This is a genomic window from Xanthomonas arboricola pv. juglandis, from assembly GCF_001013475.1.
In the GTDB taxonomy this organism is placed as follows: domain Bacteria; phylum Pseudomonadota; class Gammaproteobacteria; order Xanthomonadales; family Xanthomonadaceae; genus Xanthomonas; species Xanthomonas arboricola.
The window spans coordinates 303,346-320,763 of the sequence record NZ_JZEF01000001.1; the positions used below are offsets into that span (position 1 = coordinate 303,346).

The 17,418-nt window shown below is 66.1% G+C and carries 14 protein-coding genes and 1 pseudogene; 5 read left to right on the forward strand and 10 right to left on the reverse strand.

The features are described from left to right. Nucleotides 1-46 precede the first annotated feature (46 nt). From XARJCFBP2528_RS01235 to gloA2, 9 genes are all read right to left on the reverse strand, one after another. Complete coding sequence (locus XARJCFBP2528_RS01235; protein ID WP_016903518.1) at nucleotides 47-415, reverse strand: DUF4345 family protein; 369 nt, start codon at nucleotides 413-415, stop codon at nucleotides 47-49. Nucleotides 416-500: 85 nt separating this feature from the next. Then, nucleotides 501-1,289: a hypothetical protein gene (locus XARJCFBP2528_RS01240; RefSeq protein WP_016903519.1), complete on the reverse strand. Its 789-nt coding sequence runs from the start codon at nucleotides 1,287-1,289 to the stop codon at nucleotides 501-503. A gap of 192 nt (nucleotides 1,290-1,481) precedes the next feature. Then, nucleotides 1,482-1,913: an Rnf electron transport complex subunit RnfB gene (rnfB, locus tag XARJCFBP2528_RS01245; protein ID WP_016903520.1), complete on the reverse strand. Its 432-nt coding sequence runs from the start codon at nucleotides 1,911-1,913 to the stop codon at nucleotides 1,482-1,484. A 1-nt stretch (nucleotide 1,914) separates the two neighbouring features. Further along, entirely contained in the window at nucleotides 1,915-2,505 is a 591-nt protein-coding gene (locus XARJCFBP2528_RS01250; protein ID WP_047124207.1) for an HAD family hydrolase, read from the reverse strand. A gap of 197 nt (nucleotides 2,506-2,702) precedes the next feature. Then, on the reverse strand, nucleotides 2,703-4,793 hold the full coding sequence (gene metG / locus XARJCFBP2528_RS01255; RefSeq protein WP_047124208.1) for a methionine--tRNA ligase: 2,091 nt from the start codon (nucleotides 4,791-4,793) through the stop codon (nucleotides 2,703-2,705). Nucleotides 4,794-5,026: 233 nt separating this feature from the next. After that, nucleotides 5,027-5,476 carry a DUF2147 domain-containing protein gene (locus XARJCFBP2528_RS01260; RefSeq protein ID WP_016904108.1) on the reverse strand — a complete coding sequence of 150 codons (450 nt, stop codon included), beginning with the start codon at nucleotides 5,474-5,476 and terminating at the stop codon, nucleotides 5,027-5,029. 105 nt (nucleotides 5,477-5,581) lie between these two features. Next, on the reverse strand, nucleotides 5,582-9,172 hold the full coding sequence (locus tag XARJCFBP2528_RS01265; protein ID WP_016904109.1) for an ABC transporter permease/M1 family aminopeptidase: 3,591 nt from the start codon (nucleotides 9,170-9,172) through the stop codon (nucleotides 5,582-5,584). A 12-nt stretch (nucleotides 9,173-9,184) separates the two neighbouring features. After that, nucleotides 9,185-10,078 carry an ABC transporter ATP-binding protein gene (locus XARJCFBP2528_RS01270; RefSeq protein WP_016904110.1) on the reverse strand — a complete coding sequence of 298 codons (894 nt, stop codon included), beginning with the start codon at nucleotides 10,076-10,078 and terminating at the stop codon, nucleotides 9,185-9,187. A gap of 143 nt (nucleotides 10,079-10,221) precedes the next feature. Then, nucleotides 10,222-10,611, reverse strand: a complete 390-nt coding sequence (gloA2, locus tag XARJCFBP2528_RS01275) for an SMU1112c/YaeR family gloxylase I-like metalloprotein (protein ID WP_026064724.1) — start codon at nucleotides 10,609-10,611, stop codon at nucleotides 10,222-10,224. Between the two features lie 703 nt (nucleotides 10,612-11,314). Between gloA2 and XARJCFBP2528_RS01280 the strand changes: the two genes are divergently transcribed. The 5 genes and pseudogenes from XARJCFBP2528_RS01280 (at nucleotide 11,315) to mmuM (ending at nucleotide 15,285) form a co-directional block, all read left to right on the forward strand. After that, nucleotides 11,315-11,896, forward strand: a complete 582-nt coding sequence (locus tag XARJCFBP2528_RS01280) for a hypothetical protein (RefSeq protein ID WP_026064725.1) — start codon at nucleotides 11,315-11,317, stop codon at nucleotides 11,894-11,896. A 56-nt stretch (nucleotides 11,897-11,952) separates the two neighbouring features. Next, complete coding sequence (locus tag XARJCFBP2528_RS01285) at nucleotides 11,953-12,378, forward strand: hypothetical protein (protein ID WP_016904113.1); 426 nt, start codon at nucleotides 11,953-11,955, stop codon at nucleotides 12,376-12,378. Between the two features lie 17 nt (nucleotides 12,379-12,395). Next, nucleotides 12,396-12,656: pseudogene (gene uvrD / locus XARJCFBP2528_RS01290) on the forward strand (DNA helicase II); the annotation flags it as partial. A 272-nt stretch (nucleotides 12,657-12,928) separates the two neighbouring features. Next, nucleotides 12,929-14,326 carry an S-methylmethionine permease gene (gene mmuP, locus XARJCFBP2528_RS01295; protein ID WP_016904115.1) on the forward strand — a complete coding sequence of 466 codons (1,398 nt, stop codon included), beginning with the start codon at nucleotides 12,929-12,931 and terminating at the stop codon, nucleotides 14,324-14,326. Further along, nucleotides 14,323-15,285: a homocysteine S-methyltransferase gene (mmuM, locus tag XARJCFBP2528_RS01300; protein ID WP_016904116.1), complete on the forward strand. Its 963-nt coding sequence runs from the start codon at nucleotides 14,323-14,325 to the stop codon at nucleotides 15,283-15,285. The genes mmuP and mmuM overlap by 4 nt, the downstream gene beginning before the upstream one ends. Before the next feature lie 6 nt (nucleotides 15,286-15,291). Here mmuM and XARJCFBP2528_RS01305 read toward each other — a convergent pair whose 3' ends face one another. Beyond that, nucleotides 15,292-17,232 carry a DUF885 domain-containing protein gene (locus XARJCFBP2528_RS01305; RefSeq protein ID WP_039528291.1) on the reverse strand — a complete coding sequence of 647 codons (1,941 nt, stop codon included), beginning with the start codon at nucleotides 17,230-17,232 and terminating at the stop codon, nucleotides 15,292-15,294. Between the last annotated feature and the right edge of the window lie 186 nt (nucleotides 17,233-17,418).

Genomic DNA, 17,418 nt, shown 5'->3' on the forward strand with positions numbered 1-17,418 from the left:
TTTTTGAGGTGAGGGCGATGCTACCGGACTGTGCTGATGCTGTCCTTCACTTGCGCTGAAACCACAGTAGCACTGCCGCGAGCAGCAACAGGATCTCGACCCCTGCCAATGCCACCGTGGGTGCGGAGACCGGCCACAGGCGCGCCAGCGAGACGCTGCGGAACAGCACGATCGGCACGTAGAACGCGAGTGCGACCAGCAGGCCGGTGCGCGGTTGATCGATCCATGCGAAGTAGCCGAACAGGAACGCCATGCCCAGCTGCAGGCCGCCGTAGATGACCAGGTATTCCGATTGCCCGGCCGGCGAGAGCTGGGTGTAACCCACGACATTGGCGGTCTTGGCCGGCGAGAGCGTGCACCAGATCGCCAGGACGACGTAGAGCACTGCGTTGATCCAGAGGTAGGCCTTGGCCATGGCGATGGTCCTGTAGGGGAAAGGGATGACCGGGCCGTTGTACGCAACCGCGTGTGGTCGAACGTGAAGATGGCAGGTGTCTGGCTCACGGGGCGCTGCAACTCCTGGCCAGCGGCTGCTCGCGCGCCTGGCGCAGCTCATCGGCGCCGACGGCACGCGCAGCGGTGTCCGGAAAAACGATGCGAACATGCGGATAGCGGCCGTGGTCGTCGCGCAGATTGCCCACGCCACGGAATTGCAACAGACGCTTGTCGGCGATGGCATAACGCACTTCGAGCGAGGGCACCGCCGCGCCGTACCAGGCATCCAGGCTCAAGCGAAACCGGCGCTCGCCGCCGGTATCGCCGATGCGCTCGACACGGAACGCCAGCTGGCGTTGCAGGCTGGGCAGCACGAAGTCCACGCGTTGCGGCGCGCTGGCGAGCGCCTCCCAGTTGTTGCGCAGGTAGGCATCGAAGCCGGCATCGATCACGCGTGGGCCGTCGTCGGCCGGCAGTGGCGTGCGCTGCTCGGCCTTGCCGGGCTCCTGCTGGAACATCTCGCGCACGCCGTTGCGTTGCCGCACGCCCTGGCGATAGCCGTCGCGGCCGTCGATCAGGCTGAAGTCGGGCGAGCTGCCGCCGCCATCGACCTGCTTGCGCGCGAACGGGCGCCCATCCGGGCAGCGATACAGCACCACGCGTCCGCCATCGCCGAGCAGCCAGTGCGACTCGCGATAGCGCAGCGCGCCGCTGTCGCCATCGAAGGCATCGCCATCCACACGGGTGACCGCAGCCGCACTCAGCGGCAGGCCGCCCAGCACCAGCAGCAACAACGGCGGAATCGGCCGGCAGACGGTGGCGAGCGCGGCAAGGGCGGCGGCGAGTGGGCGCATCGGCGGATTCCTCGATGGGAGTGCCTACCAATACGAGCGCATCCGCAGCACGGATGCGCCGGACGCGTCAGGACGTTCCCGACAAACAGGGCGTCGTTGGCGGCCGGTGCCGATGGTCAGGGATGGCGTCGCGGTGCGATACGCGCAACGCTGGCCAGCGCTGTGTCGGATGCATGCCGACTCGCCAGCGTGTCAGCCGCCTGGGTGCAGCGTGATGCAGTCCACCGGGCAGGCCGGCAGGCACAGCTCGCAACCGGTGCACAGCGCGGCGATCACCGTATGCATGTGCTTGGCGCCGCCGACGATGGCGTCCACCGGGCAGGCCTGGATGCATTTGGTGCAGCCGATGCAGTCGGCCTCCACGATCCAGGCCACCTGCGGCGGCGTGTGGCTGCCACGGCTGCGGTCGTATGGGCGTGCAGGACGCTGCAGCACGTGCGCCAACGCGCGTGCCCCGGCGTCGCCGCCGGGCGGGCAGTGATCGACGTCGGCCAGGCCATTGGCCATGGCTTGCGCATACGGGCGACAGCCGTCGTAACCGCACTGGCCGCACTGGGTCTGCGGCAGCAGGCGGTCGAGGCGTTCGACCAGATCGGGCGATGAGGCAGGCGTTGCGATGTGCATGTCAGTGCAGCAGGTTGCCGCGATACCAGCGCTGCTGCGCCAGCGCCAGCATCGGTTTGTCCTCGCGGCTATCGCCGTAGGCATGCACGCATTCGTAGTGCGACAGGTCGTAGCGCAGGCGGATCTGCGCGGCCTTGTGCGGACCGCAATCGCCATCCGCATAGCGCCCGCTCAGCACGCCGGCGTGGTGTTCCAGCTTGTTGCAGATCAACGACAGGTCATGCTGGGCGCACCACGGCTGCAGATACAGGTCCAGCGAGCCGGACACCAGCACCACTTCATGCCCCTGCGCCTGGTGCCAGTCGATGCGTCGCATCATCTGGGCACGCAACATCCCGGGCAAGGCGTTGCGTGCATGGTCAGCCCCATGGGCGGCCATCTCATCCAGCGAGCGACCACTGAAGACCAGGTGCGTGACGCGCGCACGCAAGGCGTGTGCGGAGACCAGCCCGACCCGATAGCCGAACACCCACGGACCGGCCTGCCACTTCGCCGTCGCCAGCTGCGCAGGCGTCGCCACCTTGCGCAGGAAGCGCGCATAGCTGTCGCAGGTGGTGATGGTGTGGTCGAAGTCGAACAGGGCCAGGTGCATGGGGGCGGGGATTGGGGAGTCGGGAGTGGGGATTGGTTGGAGGCGTAGTGTCTGTACCTTCTCTCACCGGGAGAAGGTACCCCGCAGGGGCGGATGAGGGGTCGGGCCAGGCACGCGTGTCAGGTCTCCCTCAACAATGAGCTGTAGCTTCTACGATTCCCGATTCCCGATTCCCGATTCCCGCCCCCAATCCCGCTTCACCGCACCGGCATCCCCGGCTGCGCACCACCATCGGCGTCCAGCAGTGCCAGCGCGCCGCCGTCGAAGCCGGCCGACAGGATCATGCCTTCGCTGATGCCGAAGCGCATCTTGCGCGGGGCCAGGTTGGCGATGAACACCACGCTGCGGCCGACCAGCGCTTCCGGTTCGCCATAGCTGGCGCGGATGCCCGAGAAGATCTGGCGCTTGCCCAGTTCGCCGGCATCCAGTTCGAAGCGCAGCAGCTTGTCCGAGCCTTCCACGAATTCGCACACCAGCACCTTGCCGATGCGCAGGTCGAGCTTGGCGAAATCGTCGATGCCAATAAGACCTGTATTCGAAACGGACGTAGGGGGATTGGCCGGCGTAGCCGCTTTTGCATCGGTTTTGGCCACTTTTGCAGTGCTGACGGTGGCCGCAGCCTGGGTTGCGGGCGCGGCCATGGTGTCTTTTGAAGCGTCGGTCATGGCGTCGATCAGTTTGGGGTCGATACGGGTGAACAGGGCGGTGTAGGGCTGGATCACGTGCGCGGTCAGCGGGCGGGCGACGTCTTCCCAACTGGTCATCGGTGCCGACAGGAAGGCTTCGGCCTCGGCACAGGTGCGCGGCAGGATCGGCTTGAGCGCGGCCACCAGGATCCGGAACAGGTTCAGGCCCTGCGTGCACACCGATTGCAGTTGCGCATCGGCGCCGTCCTGCTTGGCGATCACCCACGGCTTGGTGTCGTCGATGTACTTGTTGGCCTCGTCGGCCAGCGCCATGGTCTGGCGGATCGCGCTGGCCGCATCGTTGCGCTCGTAGGCCTCGCGGATCGGCGCCAGCGCGGCGACGAAGCGGTCGTACTGCGCCGGGTCGGGCAGGGCGTCGGCCAGTTTGCCGTCGAAGCGCTTGCCGATGAAGCCTGCGCAGCGGCTGGCCAGGTTGACGAACTTGCCGACCAGATCCGCATTCACCCGCGCGATGAAATCGCCAAGGTTGAGGTCCAGGTCGTCCACGCCGCCGGAAGACTTGGCCGCGAAGTAATAGCGCAGCGCCTCCGGTTCCAGGCCCACGTCCAGGAAGGTCCGCGCCATCACGAAGGTGCCGCGCGACTTGGACATCTTGGCGCCGTCCACGGTGAGGTAGCCGTTGACGTGCAGCCGGGTCGGCGCGCGATGGCCGGTGCCGTGCAGCACCGCCGGCCAGAACAGGCCGTGGAAATTGACGATGTCCTTGCCGATGAAGTGATGCAGCTCGGTCTGCGTGCCGGCCACCAGATGCGCATCGAAGTCTTCGCCCATCTGCGCGCACAGCGTCTTGAAGCTGCACAGGTAGCCGATCGGCGCGTCCAGCCACACGTAGAAATACTTGCCCGGCTGGCCGGGAATCTGGAAACCGAAATACGGCGCATCGCGCGAGATGTCCCAGGCGCGCAGGCCGCCTTCGGTGTCCAGCCATTCCTTGAGCTTGGCCTTGACCCCGGGCAGCGCCACATCGCCGGCCAGCCACTCGCGCAAAAATCCGTCGAAATGGCCCACTTCGAAGAAGAAATGCTCCGAGTCGCGCAGCTCCGGCGTGGCGCCGGAGATCACCGATTTGGGCTCCTTCAGCTCGGTCGGCGCGTAGGTGGCGCCGCAGATCTCGCAGTTGTCGCCGTACTGGTCGGCGCTGCCGCAGTTGGGGCAGATGCCCTTGATGTAGCGATCCGGCAGGAACATGCCCTTGGCCGGGTCGTAGAACTGCGCCACCGAGCGCCGGCTGATGTGACCGGCGGCCTCCAGCCTGGTGTAGAACGCCTCGGTGAGCGCGCGATTGACCGGCGAATTGGTCGAATCGTAATGATCGAAGGTCACCCCGAACGCGGCGAAATCGCGCTCATGGCTGGCCTGAATGTTGGCGATGAAGGCTTCCGGGGTGACCCCGGCCTTTTCGGCGGCGAGCATGATCGGCGTGCCGTGGGTGTCGTCGGCGCAGACGAACCAGGTCTTGTCGCCGCGCAGCCGGCGCGCGCGCACCCAGATGTCGGCCTGGATGTAGCCGACCAGATGGCCAAGATGCAGCGGCCCGTTGGCGTAGGGCAGGGCGGTGGTGACGAGTGCGGTGCGGGTCATGGCAGGCGTAATGCGGGGGACAGCCGATTATCGCATTAGTCGAGAGCCGGGATTGGGGCTGGGAATCGGGAATCGGGATTGGGGAATCGGTCAAAGCAGGGTCATGCGGCCATGTTGTCGAAGCGCGTAGGTGTTTGGCCGCGCGCGTAGCGTCAGGATGGGCACATGCAAAAAAGGCGCCCTCACGGGCGCCTGCTCGTACCGATTCCCCAATCCCGATTCCCGATTCCCGGCTATTCGCGAATCCAGGTCTGGGTCCGGCCCAACGCCTCGATGCCGACATAGCCGCGCATCTGCAGCTTCTTGCCGCCGTCGGTCAGGGTGACCTTGGCCTTGTAGGTCTTGCCCTTGGCCGGGTCGAGCACCGAGCCGCCGCTCCACACCGCGGTGCCGTCCGGCTTGAGGCCCCACAGGATGGTCATGCCCTTGATCGGCTTGCCCTTGAGCGCGCCATCGCACTTGTCGCAGGTCGGGTTGGGCCCGTGGTTGGACTGCAGGATGTCGACCACCTTGCCGCTCAGCGTGCCGTTGCCGAGCTGTTCGATCTGCACCACCGACTTGGGCTTGCCGGTCTCGTCGTCGATGGTCTTCCAGCGGCCCACCGGCGAATCGGCGGCCTGGGCCAGCAGCGAGGCGGCGGCCAGCGGCAGGGCCAGCATCAGGGTCTTGAAGGTCTTGCGCATGTGTCCCCTCCCAGGGATTGCTATGGCCGCCGTCGACGGCCTGACCGGAATGTATACCGTGGAGTATGGTGGCGGAAAGACGCGCTGCGGAATGCGTTCATTCGGCTACTGCAGCGTCACCTGCTTGCGGTTGTCTGCCGGCACGCGGTCGATCAGCTTGTTGTCCGGATCGAAGCCGGCTTCGACCGGCAGGCGGTCCACGGTCATGGTGAAACTGGGCGCGGCGCTGGTGACGTGCTGCCGTTGCAAGGCCAGCACCGGCGCTTGCGCGTCCTTGCCGGCCGGAGCGCCGTAGATCGCCACCTCGATCCAGTCGTCCAGCGGCACTGCATGCTCCTTGCCCTTGCCATCGGCCTGCAGCTTGGCCGCCTGCGTTTGCACGGTCACCTCGAAGCGGCCATCGGGGCGCTTGCGTGCCTGCGCGCTGACCACGCGGTTGTCGTAGAAGGTGATCTTCTCGAACAGGTCGGTGATCAGGCCTTGCTGGTCCGGGCGTGCCTCGGCCCGAATGGCCTGCAGCAGCTCGGCCGAGGTGGTGTAAGGCGGTTGTTGAAAGGCCTTGGCCGCTAGAAAGCGCTGCAATGCGCGATTGAGCGCCTGCTCGCCAATGTCCTCGCGCAGCCGATAGAACGCCAGCGACCCCTTGCGGTAGTGGATGTATTGCTGATCCTCCACCCGATACAGCGGCAATTCCTCGATGGCTTCGCCGCCACGGCCTTCCAGGTAGCGATCCAGCTCGTAGCGGAGGAAACTGCGCATATGCGCGCGTCCGTACTCGCGCTCCATCACCATCAACGCCGAATACTGCGCCAGCGATTCGGACAGCAGGGTGGCGCCCTGCACGTTCGCACCGATCACCTGGTGCGCCCACCACTGGTGCGCCACTTCGTGCGCGGTGACATAGAACACGTAGTCGATGTCGTTCTTGTCGCGCAGGTCGGCGATGAAGCCGATCGACTCGGAGTAGGGAATGGTATTGGCGAACGACTGCGCAAACCGCGCGTAGCCGGGGAACTCGATGATGCGCACCTGATGATGCTGATACGGGCTGAAGTTGGCTTCGTAATAGGCCAGCGATTTCTGCACGCTCTCGATCATGCGCTGCACGTTGTACGGATGCTTGGGGTCGTAATAGATCTCGATCGGGATGTTCTTGTAACGCGCCTTGCGCACTTCCCAGCGTGCCGACAGGTAGGCGTAGAAATTGAGCATGGGGCGATCCATCACGTAGCGGAAGCAGCGCCTGCCATTGCGTTGGAATTCCTGTTGCAGATAGCCCGGCGCCAGCGCGATCTGGTCCGGCGCGGTGCAGACGGTGCTGGCGAAAGCGAGCCAGTCGGCATCGTTGCTGACGTAGGTGTTGGCGCGCGCGGCCTGGTCTTCGAGCTTGGGCATGCGGGTGGGTTCGCCCAGGCCGCGCTTGCGGCGCTCGTTGCGGTCGCTGATCTCGGCCTGCGTGTTGTAGCCGAACCAGGGCAGCCGGGTGGTGTTGAAGAAGCTGCCGTTGGCGACCAGTTCGGTTTGCGCCTGCTCGGCGGTGAGGCCGTGCGGGTGCTGGTCCACGCGGAAGCGGAACACGCGCTCCTGCCCGGGCTGCAGCGGTGTCTGCAGGCGGTAGATGCGATAGCCGGCTGGGATATCGTGCGTGGTCAGCGTCTGCCCGCCCAGATCCACCTTGACCAGGCTGCGGTCGCCAGTGCGGCCCTGCATGCCGATGTGCACTTCGCTGATCGGTGTGGGGTGGGTGTTGCGCACCGTCCAGGTGGCATCGACCACGACCGACTGGGTTTCCGGATGCAGGTCGACGTGGTTGTCGACGGCGACGATGCGCGGCTGCGGCAGATCCTTGTACTTGCGGTAATCGCGCTCGTAGCGTGCCTGCAGGTCCAGCTGTTGTTCCGGCGACAGGAAGCTGTTGTAGACGTTGGTGTTCCAGTACAGCCAGCCGCCGATCGCCGCGAAGCCGAGCAGGGTGATCGCCAGGGCCGCACCGGTCGGGCTGCGCAGGCGCCGTAACGCCAGCCGCACGCGCTGGTGCAGGCCATGGCCCACGCCGCGCGGCCAGAACGCCGAGGACAGCAGGAGCAGCGCCAGCAGGAACACGCCCCAGTAGCCCTGGAACCACAACTGGCCGGGCAGGAAGTGCCCGTAGCCGTTCATGTCCGAATATGGCGCGTTGGGCCAACCGCCGAAGGTGTAGAGGTTCTGGGTGTAGTCGAGCATCGACAGCACCGATTGCCCGATCAACACCAGCATCAGCAGCGCATAGCCGACGAACTTGTTGTTGCTCAGCACCTGCAGCGCCAGCGCCATGCCGCCCATCAGCACGTACAGCACCGAGCCCAGCGCCAGCGTCTTGAGATACAGCAGCGGCTCGATGCTGGTATAGCCACGGCCCAGCTGCAGCGCGATCGAGGTCAACGCACCGGCGGCCTGGAAGCTGGCGATCACCGCCAGCAAGGCGACGAACTTGCCGAGCAGCGGCACCCAATCGGGGACCGGCATCGCGTCGGTGATGCCGTCGATGCGGTTGCTGCGCTCCTTCCACACCAGTTCGCCGGCATAGAACAGCACCACGATGATCAGCAGAAAGCTGTAGCTGTTCTGCAGCGCCTCCAGCATCAACGAGGTCACCGGCAGCACGGCAGTGCCGTAATAGCGCGCTTTGAACAGCGCGGTCGGAATGAAGTTGGCCAGGCCCAGCATCAGCAGCACCACGAACGGCGCGCTGCGCAGCACGCCCAGCGTGTCGAAGCGGATCTGGCGCAGCAGTTGCCGCCATGCAGTGGCCGCGCCAAAGCGCGGGGTGACCGTCAGGCGTGTCGTGCTGACGCGCGTGCTGGCGGGAGGTGCATCAGCGGGCGTAACCGACGCCACACCACGGCGCCGCCGCGTCCCGCTGCGCTCGGTACGGAACAGCGCGAAGGTGGCGGCAAACAACACACCGCTCATACCCAGCCACACCGCGCGATTGGCGAGCAGGTAACCGGTCAGCGGCGGCAACTGGTGGTTGCGCTGCTCCACCGACCAGTAGCGCAACGTCTGCGATAGCGCGCGAATGCCGAGCGGGTCGGCCAGCGTGGCAATCCACACATTGTCCAGGTCGGCCATCAGCGCACGGCTCACGCCGTACAGTACGAAGAACACGATCACGCCGATGTAGACCCACAGGATGCTGCGCGTGGTCACCGCCAGCACCGACAGCAGCGCGGTGGTGAACAGCAGGTTGGGCAGCACCAGTACCAGCAGCGACCACAGATAGGGCAGCACCGCGACCGGCCCGAGCCGCGCCTGATCGATCCACGGCATGAACTGCGCGGCGAACATGCCCAGCGCGATCACCACATACATCAGCATGCCGGCGATCAGTGCAGCACCGATGCGGCCGAGCAGGTAGTCGCGCCGCCGTATCGGTGTGGAAAACACCAGCTCGGCAGTGCCCAGGTCAAAGTCGCGCAGCAGGGCATTGCTGACGAACAGGGTGATCACCAGCAGGCCAAGCAGGCTGAAAAGCCCCAGCAGCGTGGCGATCACCGTGGGCGCATTGCGCAGCACGTTGCCGATGCCGCCGCCGATCTGCACCGCATCGCTGGACAGCGCGGCAAACGCCAGCAACGCGTATAGCGCGGCCAGCAGCCACAGCAAGGGCGAGCGCAGTTGTTCGCGCAGCTCGAAGCGCAGGAACGCCATGATCATCGCCGCGCTCCGTCAGGCGGCCAGCGCTTGCTTGCGCAGGCGCTGGAAATAGACATCCTCAAGATCGGGAGCGACCTGTTCGAACCCCGGCTCCGGGCAGTCGGCACTGAACACGTGGATCACCGGGTGGCCGGCAATCAAACGTGTGGACAGCACGGTGAAGCGCGCCTCGTAATCGGGCAATGCCTGCTTGCTGACCTGTTTGCGCCAGACCTGCTGATGCAGCATGTCGATCGCATCGGCAGGCCGCCCACTCAGCAGCACCTGGCCCTTGTTCATGATGGCCATCGTCGGACACAGGTCGGTGACGTCTTCGACGATATGGGTGGACAGGATCACCACCACGTTTTCGCCGATTTCGGCCAGCAGATTGAGAAAACGATTGCGCTCCTCCGGATCCAGCCCGGCGGTGGGCTCGTCGACGATGACCAGTTGCGGATTGCCCAGCAGCGCCTGCGCAATGCCGAAGCGTTGCCGCATGCCGCCGGAATAGGTGCCGAGCTTGCGCTTGCGCGCGTCCCACAGGTTGACCTGCTGCAATAGTCGCTCGACCACCTCCTTGCGTTGGCCGCGATCGGTGAGCCCCTTGAGCACGGCGAAGTGATCGAGCATGTCCAGCGCGCTCACCTTCGGGTACACCCCGAAATCCTGCGGTAGATAGCCCAGCCGGCGCCGCAATGCGTCCTTGTCGGCGAGTACGTCGATGCTGCTGCCATCGGCGTCGGTCAGGCTGACGCTACCCGAGTCGGGTTCCTGCAGCGTGGCCAGCGTGCGCATCAGCGACGACTTGCCGGCGCCGTTTGGCCCCAGCAAGCCGAACATGCCGCGCGGGATGTCGAGCGTGATGCCTTGCAGCGCATGCACGCCGTTGGCGTAGGTCTTGGACAGCGCACGGATCTGCAGCATGGACGGTTCCTGTGTCCTGGGTGGCTTGATCTTCACGGCGTGACCGCAGTGCCGCATGCGCCGAAAGTCACAGAGACGATCGACTACGCCTGCTCGACATGACCGTGCGGCGGATGTGACCGAACCCGCAGGGGATGCTGCGCTCAACCCACTTCGTACAACTCCAGCGGCAGGTCATCCGGGTCGGCGAAGAAGGTGAAGCGGCGGCCGGTGTACTCGTCGATGCGGATGTCTTCGGTGACCACGCCATGCGCAGTGAGATGCGCCACGGCCGCGTCCAGATCCTCGACGCGGAAGGCGAGATGGCGCAGGCCGCGTGCTTCCGGGCGGCTGGGACGCAGCGGTGCGGCGGGAAACGAGAACAGCTCGATCTGGCCGCCATCGGGCAGTGCCAGATCCAGCTTCCAGGAATCGCGCGCCTGCCGATAATGCTCATCGAGCACCCGCAAGCCCAGGATGTCGCAGTAGAACCGTTTGGACACCGCGTAGTTGCCGGCGATGATCGCCACATGGTGGATGCCGGCGAGCATCATGCCGCGCTCCAACGCATTGACGTCGACCAGCCGGGCAGTGCCGGCACGCTCGGCGGCGCCTCGCATGCAGATGGCGGGCGCGTGCCCACGATGCAGGACGCAGCAGCGTCATCGCACGCAGGGTGCTGTGGCATTGGCAGATTTGTGGGCACGCCCCCAGCAAGCAGGCAGTGCGCGGATGTTTGCGCAGACGGAAGGTAATGGTGCGGCATGTCAGAGGACCAGCAGAAACCAATCGGCAGCATAACCGCCCGAGAGTTAGCCGCAGGCCCTGTTTCACCGCTCGTCTACGCACGGCTGTGCCCGTCTGCGTGCGCTTGGCACGATAGCCGGTCGACATCGGGCGGGAGTCATGCAATGCGCGTGACGCAGCGCTCCGTGCGTGCACATCGAGGACCACGGCACGGCTGACTCGCAAATGGCGCCAGCACGGACGTGCAGCGCCAACATCCTCCGCGTGGCAGGCCGATGTCAGGGGTTTGCCGATGGGCTGCATTGTCGACGCAACCGATGCTGGACACCGATGTCGTATCGGTGCGCGTTTGCATGACGCCGCCGGGGCATCGTCCTTCCATGCCAGCGGAGCCTACCCATGTCCATTCTCGCGTTCCACCCGCCGCATCTCAAATCCATCCCGCAGGGCGTTCATGTGATCCTGCACCCGGCCGACGCGATGCCCGGTCGCGACGCGATCGTCGCAGCCTTGCCGCGCACCGAGCAGGACACGCCGCAGTTGCATTACGACACGTTGTGGATCGGCGGCGGCCACGGCGACGTCGACAACCACGGCGCACCGACCCAGTTCAACGGCTGCTGCGATGTCGCCATGTTCCAGCGCTTCATCGCGGATCTGGTCGCCATCGGCATCCGCACGCCGGCGCTGATCGTTGATACCTGCTTTTCGCTGGCCTCGCTGCCGCAACTGGCCCCACTGCTCACCGAGCACGGCGTGTTCGCCGGCTGGACGGGCATCTGCAACTGCAGTCGCATCGAATCGCTGACATCGGGCCGGTTGCCTGCGCTAGTTGAGCAGCCCGAGACCGTGCTGGCCGAGATGACCGCGGCTACGTCCAGCCAGGTGGTCTACACCGCACACGAACGGGTGCTGATCCGCTATGCGCAGTTGACCGCGAGCGAGGGAGTGATGACTGCCTGCGATCTCCGCGGTGCCGAGGCAACTCTCGCCCGCGTGGGCAGGGCGACCTGGCAGGACAGGCCGCTGATCGCGACCGAACAGCGCATCGAGGACCGCGCCGGGTTCATCGAACGCCTGCACCAACTTTGACCGGCCCGGCGCCGTCGTCCATCCGCGCATCCACCCAACACCAGATGACTGTCTCCATGACCACCTACACCAACAACGGCACCGGCACGTTCAGCAGTGCCACCACCAAGATCCGCAGGCATGTGCTCGACGACTACCTGGCGGCGAAGATCGCCAACCATGTCGGCATCCGCCGCAGCGAGGTCAACGACGCTACCGTGATCCAAGTCCCCGCCAACTACGCCAACAGCGAAGGCGTGATTGCGGACATGGAAGAGGTCAAAGGCCTGCGCGTGGACCTGCAGCGCGCCCAGACCCACGACGGTAACACCTACGCGACCTGGCAGGTGCAGTGGGGCACCGGCAGCGGCGGCAGAACCGGCGGTGCCTATGCCGGCGTGTTGATGCGGGTGGCGACCGACTTTACGTTCGCCGAGTTTCGCAACGCGATGAGTGCGAGCTTTGGCTATACACCGGGCGCCTATTGCCGGCTCGATCCCTGACCGGCACGGCGAACGTCCTGCCCTCGCGCTTCCTGCGCGAGATCTCGCGCGAACTGCTGCATGATTTGCGGCCGAAGGTGCAGGTCTCGCGCAGCGCTTCGCTGGGCGCACCGCGCAGCCTGCGGCACGGCATGATCGAGGCGCCGGCGATCACGCTCGGCGCCAACGCGCAGCATCCCAAGGTCGGCGGCGTAGTCATCGAAGACGAAGACAGCGGCGCGCATGCCCGCGTGCAGGTGCAGCTCGACCCGGCACGGTCAAGGGCGCGTCGCACATAGAGGGCAGGCGTGTGCCCACGATGCAGAGCGCAGCAAGGTCATCGCATGCACCGTGCTGTGGCATTGGCAGGTTTGTGGGCAAACCGGCCGCGCGCAGATGTTTGCGCAGCTGGATGGCGATGATGCGGCATGCCGAGGGCCTGCGGAAACCAATCGGCAGCATCGCCGCCCGTCAGTCAGCGAAAGCTCATGGCTCACGGCTCGCCCGCACACGGCTGTGCCCGTCTGCCTGCGCGTGGCAGGATGCAGCTTCCCCCCGATCAGATGCACCCATGCCCGAATCGTCGCCGACCGCCGCACCGCAATTCCAGCGCAGCATGCAGGTGCGCCATCTGGTGATGTTGTCGCTGGGTGGCGTGATCGGCACCGGCCTGTTCTTCAATACTGGCTACATCATCGCCAGCACCGGCGCGCTCGGCACGGTGATCGCCTATCTGATCGGCGCGCTGGTGGTGTATCTGGTGATGCAGTGCCTGGGCGAGCTGGCGGTGGCGATGCCGCAGACCGGCGCCTTCCATGTGTATGCCGCGCGTTATCTCGGCCCGGCCACCGGGTACGTGGTGGCGTGGTTGTACTGGCTCACCTGGACGGTGGCGCTGGGATCGAGCCTGACTGCGGCGGCGTTCTGCATGCAGTACTGGTTCCCGCACACGCCGGCATGGCCGTGGTGCCTGCTGTTCTGCGCGCTGATCTTCGGCCTGAACACGGTGTCGGCGCGCTGGTTTGCCGAAGGCGAATTCTGGTTCTCGCTGATCAAGGTGATCACGATCGTGCTGTTCATCGTGCTTGGCGGCGCGGCGGTGATCGGCGTGCTGCCGTTGGCCGATGGGTCGCCGGCCCCCGGATTGCGCCACCTGCGCGCCGACGGCTGGTTTGCGCAAGGCACGCTGCCGATCCTGATGACGATGGTGGCAGTGAACTTCGCTTTTTCCGGCACCGAGTTGATCGGCGTGGCCGCTGGCGAAACCGCGCAGCCGGCGCGTGCGATTCCGCTGGCGATCCGCACCACGCTGGTGCGGCTGGTGGTGTTGTTCGTCGGCACCGTGCTGGTGCTGGCCGCGTTGCTGCCGGCCGAGCAGGCGGCGGTGGACACCAGCCCGTTCGTGCGCGCGTTCGAGTTGCTGGGCATCCCGTATGCGGCTGATGTGTTGAATGCGGTGATCCTGACCGCGATCCTGTCGGCGGCCAATTCCGGCCTGTATGCGGCCGCGCGCATGCTGTGGTCGCTGGCCAACGAAGGCACGCTGCCGGCGCGGCTCGCAGGCCTGACCCGGCGCGGCATCCCGTTGCCGGCCCTGGTACTGAGCATGCTGGGCGGCCTGTTGGCGCTGCTCACCGGCGTCTATGCGGCCGATACCGTGTTCGTGGCGATTTCGGCGGTGTCCGGCTTTGCGGTGGTGGTGGTGTGGTTGAGCATCTGCGCCTCGCACTACCGTTTCCGTCGCCAGTTGCTGCGCGATGGCATCGCGCCGGAGAGCCTGGCCTATCGCGCACCGTGGTATCCGTGGACGCCGCTGCTGGGCTTTGCACTCTGTCTGCTGGCCTGCATCGGCCTAGCATTCGATCCGCAGCAGCGCATTGCGCTGTGGTGCGGCATTCCGTTTGTGGCGCTGTGCTATGGCGCCTATGCATTCACCCAATGGCTTGCGAGCAGGAGGCAACCCGCATGACGATTCTTCCGCGCCAGCCGCGTGCCGGTGCGCCTTTCAGCCAGGCGCTGCAGCAGGACGGCTACGTGCTGCTGGATGGCGCGCTCGCCACCGAACTGGAGCAGCGCGGCTGCGACCTCAACGATGCGCTGTGGTCGGCGCGGGTGCTGATGGAACAGCCGGAGCTGATCTATCAGGTGCATCGCGACTATTTCGCTGCCGGCGCGCAGTGCGCCATCACTGCCAGCTACCAGGCCACGCCGCTGGGCTTTGCCGCGCGCGGGCTGGACCTGGCGCAATCGCAGGCGCTGATCGCACGCAGCGTGGCCCTGGCCGCGCAGGCGCGTGTCGATCATCTGCAGGCGCAACCACAGGACGCGCCGTTATGGGTGGCCGGGTCGGTCGGGCCGTATGGCGCCTACCTGGCCGATGGCTCGGAATACCGGGGCGACTACGCCCTGCCGCTGGCGCAACTGATGGACTTCCATCGCCCGCGCATCGCCGCGTTGGCTGAGGCGGGGGTGGATGTGCTGGCTTGCGAGACGCTGCCGTCGGCCAACGAGATCGTCGCGCTGCGCCTGCTGCTGGAGGAGTTCCCGCAGCTGCATGCGTGGTTCTCGTTCACCCTGCGCGATGCGGCACATTTGAGCGATGGCACCGCGCTGGCGCAGGTCATCCCCGCGCTGGATGCGTGCGCGCAGGTGATCGCGGTGGGCATCAACTGCATTGCGCTGGAGCAGGTCACCGCCGCGTTGCAGACATTGTCCGCGCTGACGGCGCTGCCGCTGGTGGTGTACCCCAATTCCGGCGAGCACTACGATGCCGGCGCAAAACAGTGGCATGCCGGCAGCACGACCGCCTGCACCCTGGCCGACCAGCATGCGCAGTGGCTGGCGGCCGGTGCGCGGCTGATCGGCGGTTGCTGCCGCACCACACCGCGCGACATCGCCGCGCTGGCGCGTGCGCGGGTGGCGGGCTGAGCTGCCTCAGCCCTTCTGCGTGGCGATCCAGCGCTGGATCTTGTCCTGCAGGATATCCAGCGGCACCGAGCCGTCCTTGAGCACTTCGGTGTGGAAGGCGCGCACATCGAAGCGCGGGCCCAGTTCGCGTTGCGCCTGCTCACGCAACTGCGCGATCTTCATCTCGCCGACCTTGTAGGCCAACGCCTGGCCGGGGATGGCCATGTAGCGGTCCACCTCGGCCTCGGCATCGGTCCGGGTCATGGCCGAGTTGTTGAGCATGTAGTCGATCGCCTGGGTACGGGTCCAGCCCTTGCTGTGCAGGCCGGTGTCGGTGACCAGGCGAATTGCGCGCCACAACGCATTCTGCAGATAGCCGTAGTAGTTGTACGGGTCCTGATACAGGCCCAGTTCGCGGCCCAGCGATTCGGCGTACAGCCCCCAGCCCTCGATATAGGCAGTCTCGCCGCCCAGGCGGCGGAACTTGGGCAGGTCGGTCAGCTGCTGCTGCAGCCCGAGCTGGAAATGGTGGCCGGGGATGGCCTCGTGCAGATACAGGCTCTCGGTCTCCCAGGTCCGGCGCGTGTCCAGGTCGGAGGTGTTGACGTAGAACACGCCCGGTGTGCTGCCGTCGCCGCTGGGGCGCATGTACGAGCCGCTGGCGGCCGACTGCGCACGCTGCGGTTCCACCACGCGCACTTCCAGCGCCGGCATGCCCTGCACATTGAACAGGCGCGGCACCGCAGCCTGCACGCGTCCCTGCAGGCCGCGGTAATAGCCCAGCAGTTCGGTCTCGCTGCGGAACGCAAAGCGCCTGTCGGTCTGCATGAACTTGTAGAACTTGGGCAGGTTGCCGCGGAACCTGACCTGCTTGGCCAGCGTGGCGATTTCTGCCTGCAGGCGCGCGACCTCGTCCAGCCCGACCTGATGGATCTGCTCCGGGGTCAGCTCGGAGGTGGTGCTCTGGCGCACGTCGTAGGCGTACCAGGCCGCGCCATTGGGCAGCGCGGTCAGGCCGTCGGTGTCGCGGCAGGCCGGCAGGTACTCGGTGGCGATGAAGCCACGCAGTGCCCGGTACGCCGGCATGATCCGCACTTCGATCAGCCGCTTGTACTCGGCGGTGATGCGCTGCTTATCGGCCTCGGGCATGTCTGCCGGCAGGTTGCGCACCGGGCCCCAGAACAGGCTGTCTTCGGCATTGCGCGCAATGATCGCGTCCAGCTGCGGCAGCACCTTCTGCATCAATACCTTCGGCTGCACCACGCCGGCCTGCATGCCGGCGCGCATGTTGGTGATGGCCTGGTCGAACAGGTCAGGGATGCCCACCGCGCGCCGCGACCAGTTGTCGTAGTCCTTGACCGTCTTGAACGGCTGCGCACCGGTGCCCGAGCCCAACACCACCGCGATGCTGGCGATGTTGTAGAACTGGTTGATCGGCAGCATCCAGCTGGGGAACTGCTCGGCCGCCAGTGCGCTGCGCGCATCGCGCACGAAGATCTGGTAGCTCAGCAGGTCCTGCCCGCTCAGCCCGTCCGGTCCTAGCGCCTCGGCCTTGCCCAGCCACAGCACGGTGAAGTCGTGCGACTGCTGGCGGAACGCCGGCGACAGGAAGTTGGGCAACTGGTCGTTGTAGCGGGTCTCGCCCTGGAAGGTGGCCTGCAGCGGGTTGAGCTTGAGCGAGGCATCCCAGTACTGGTCGTAGAGCAAATTGAGCTGCTGCGCCTTGGTCAGCACCACCGGTGCGGCCACGGCACGCGGCCTTGGCTTGGCGGCTTTGCCACCCTTGGCGGCCTTGGTGGTCTTGGCCGCCGGCTTGGCGGTCTTCTTGCCCTTGCTCGCCTTGGCGCGGGTTTGCGTGGTCTGTGCCTTGCCGGTTTTCTTCTTGGCCGCGTCGGCGGGCGCTGCCACTGACAGGCTCAGCACGGCGGCCAGGGCCAGGGACAGCAGGCGGGAAAAGCTGAGGGGCATTACCGGCTCCGGGAACAAGCGAGCGGGGAGCTTGCCCGATCCGCACCGTTCCGGCCACCCATGCGGCACACGGGGCGCGCCTGGAATTCATGAAGTCCGCTGCGCACGCCTGCAGCACGCAGGCATGTTGCAGTGCGATAGGCTTGCGCATATGCCAAGGGATGAATCGACATGCGGGACGCAGCT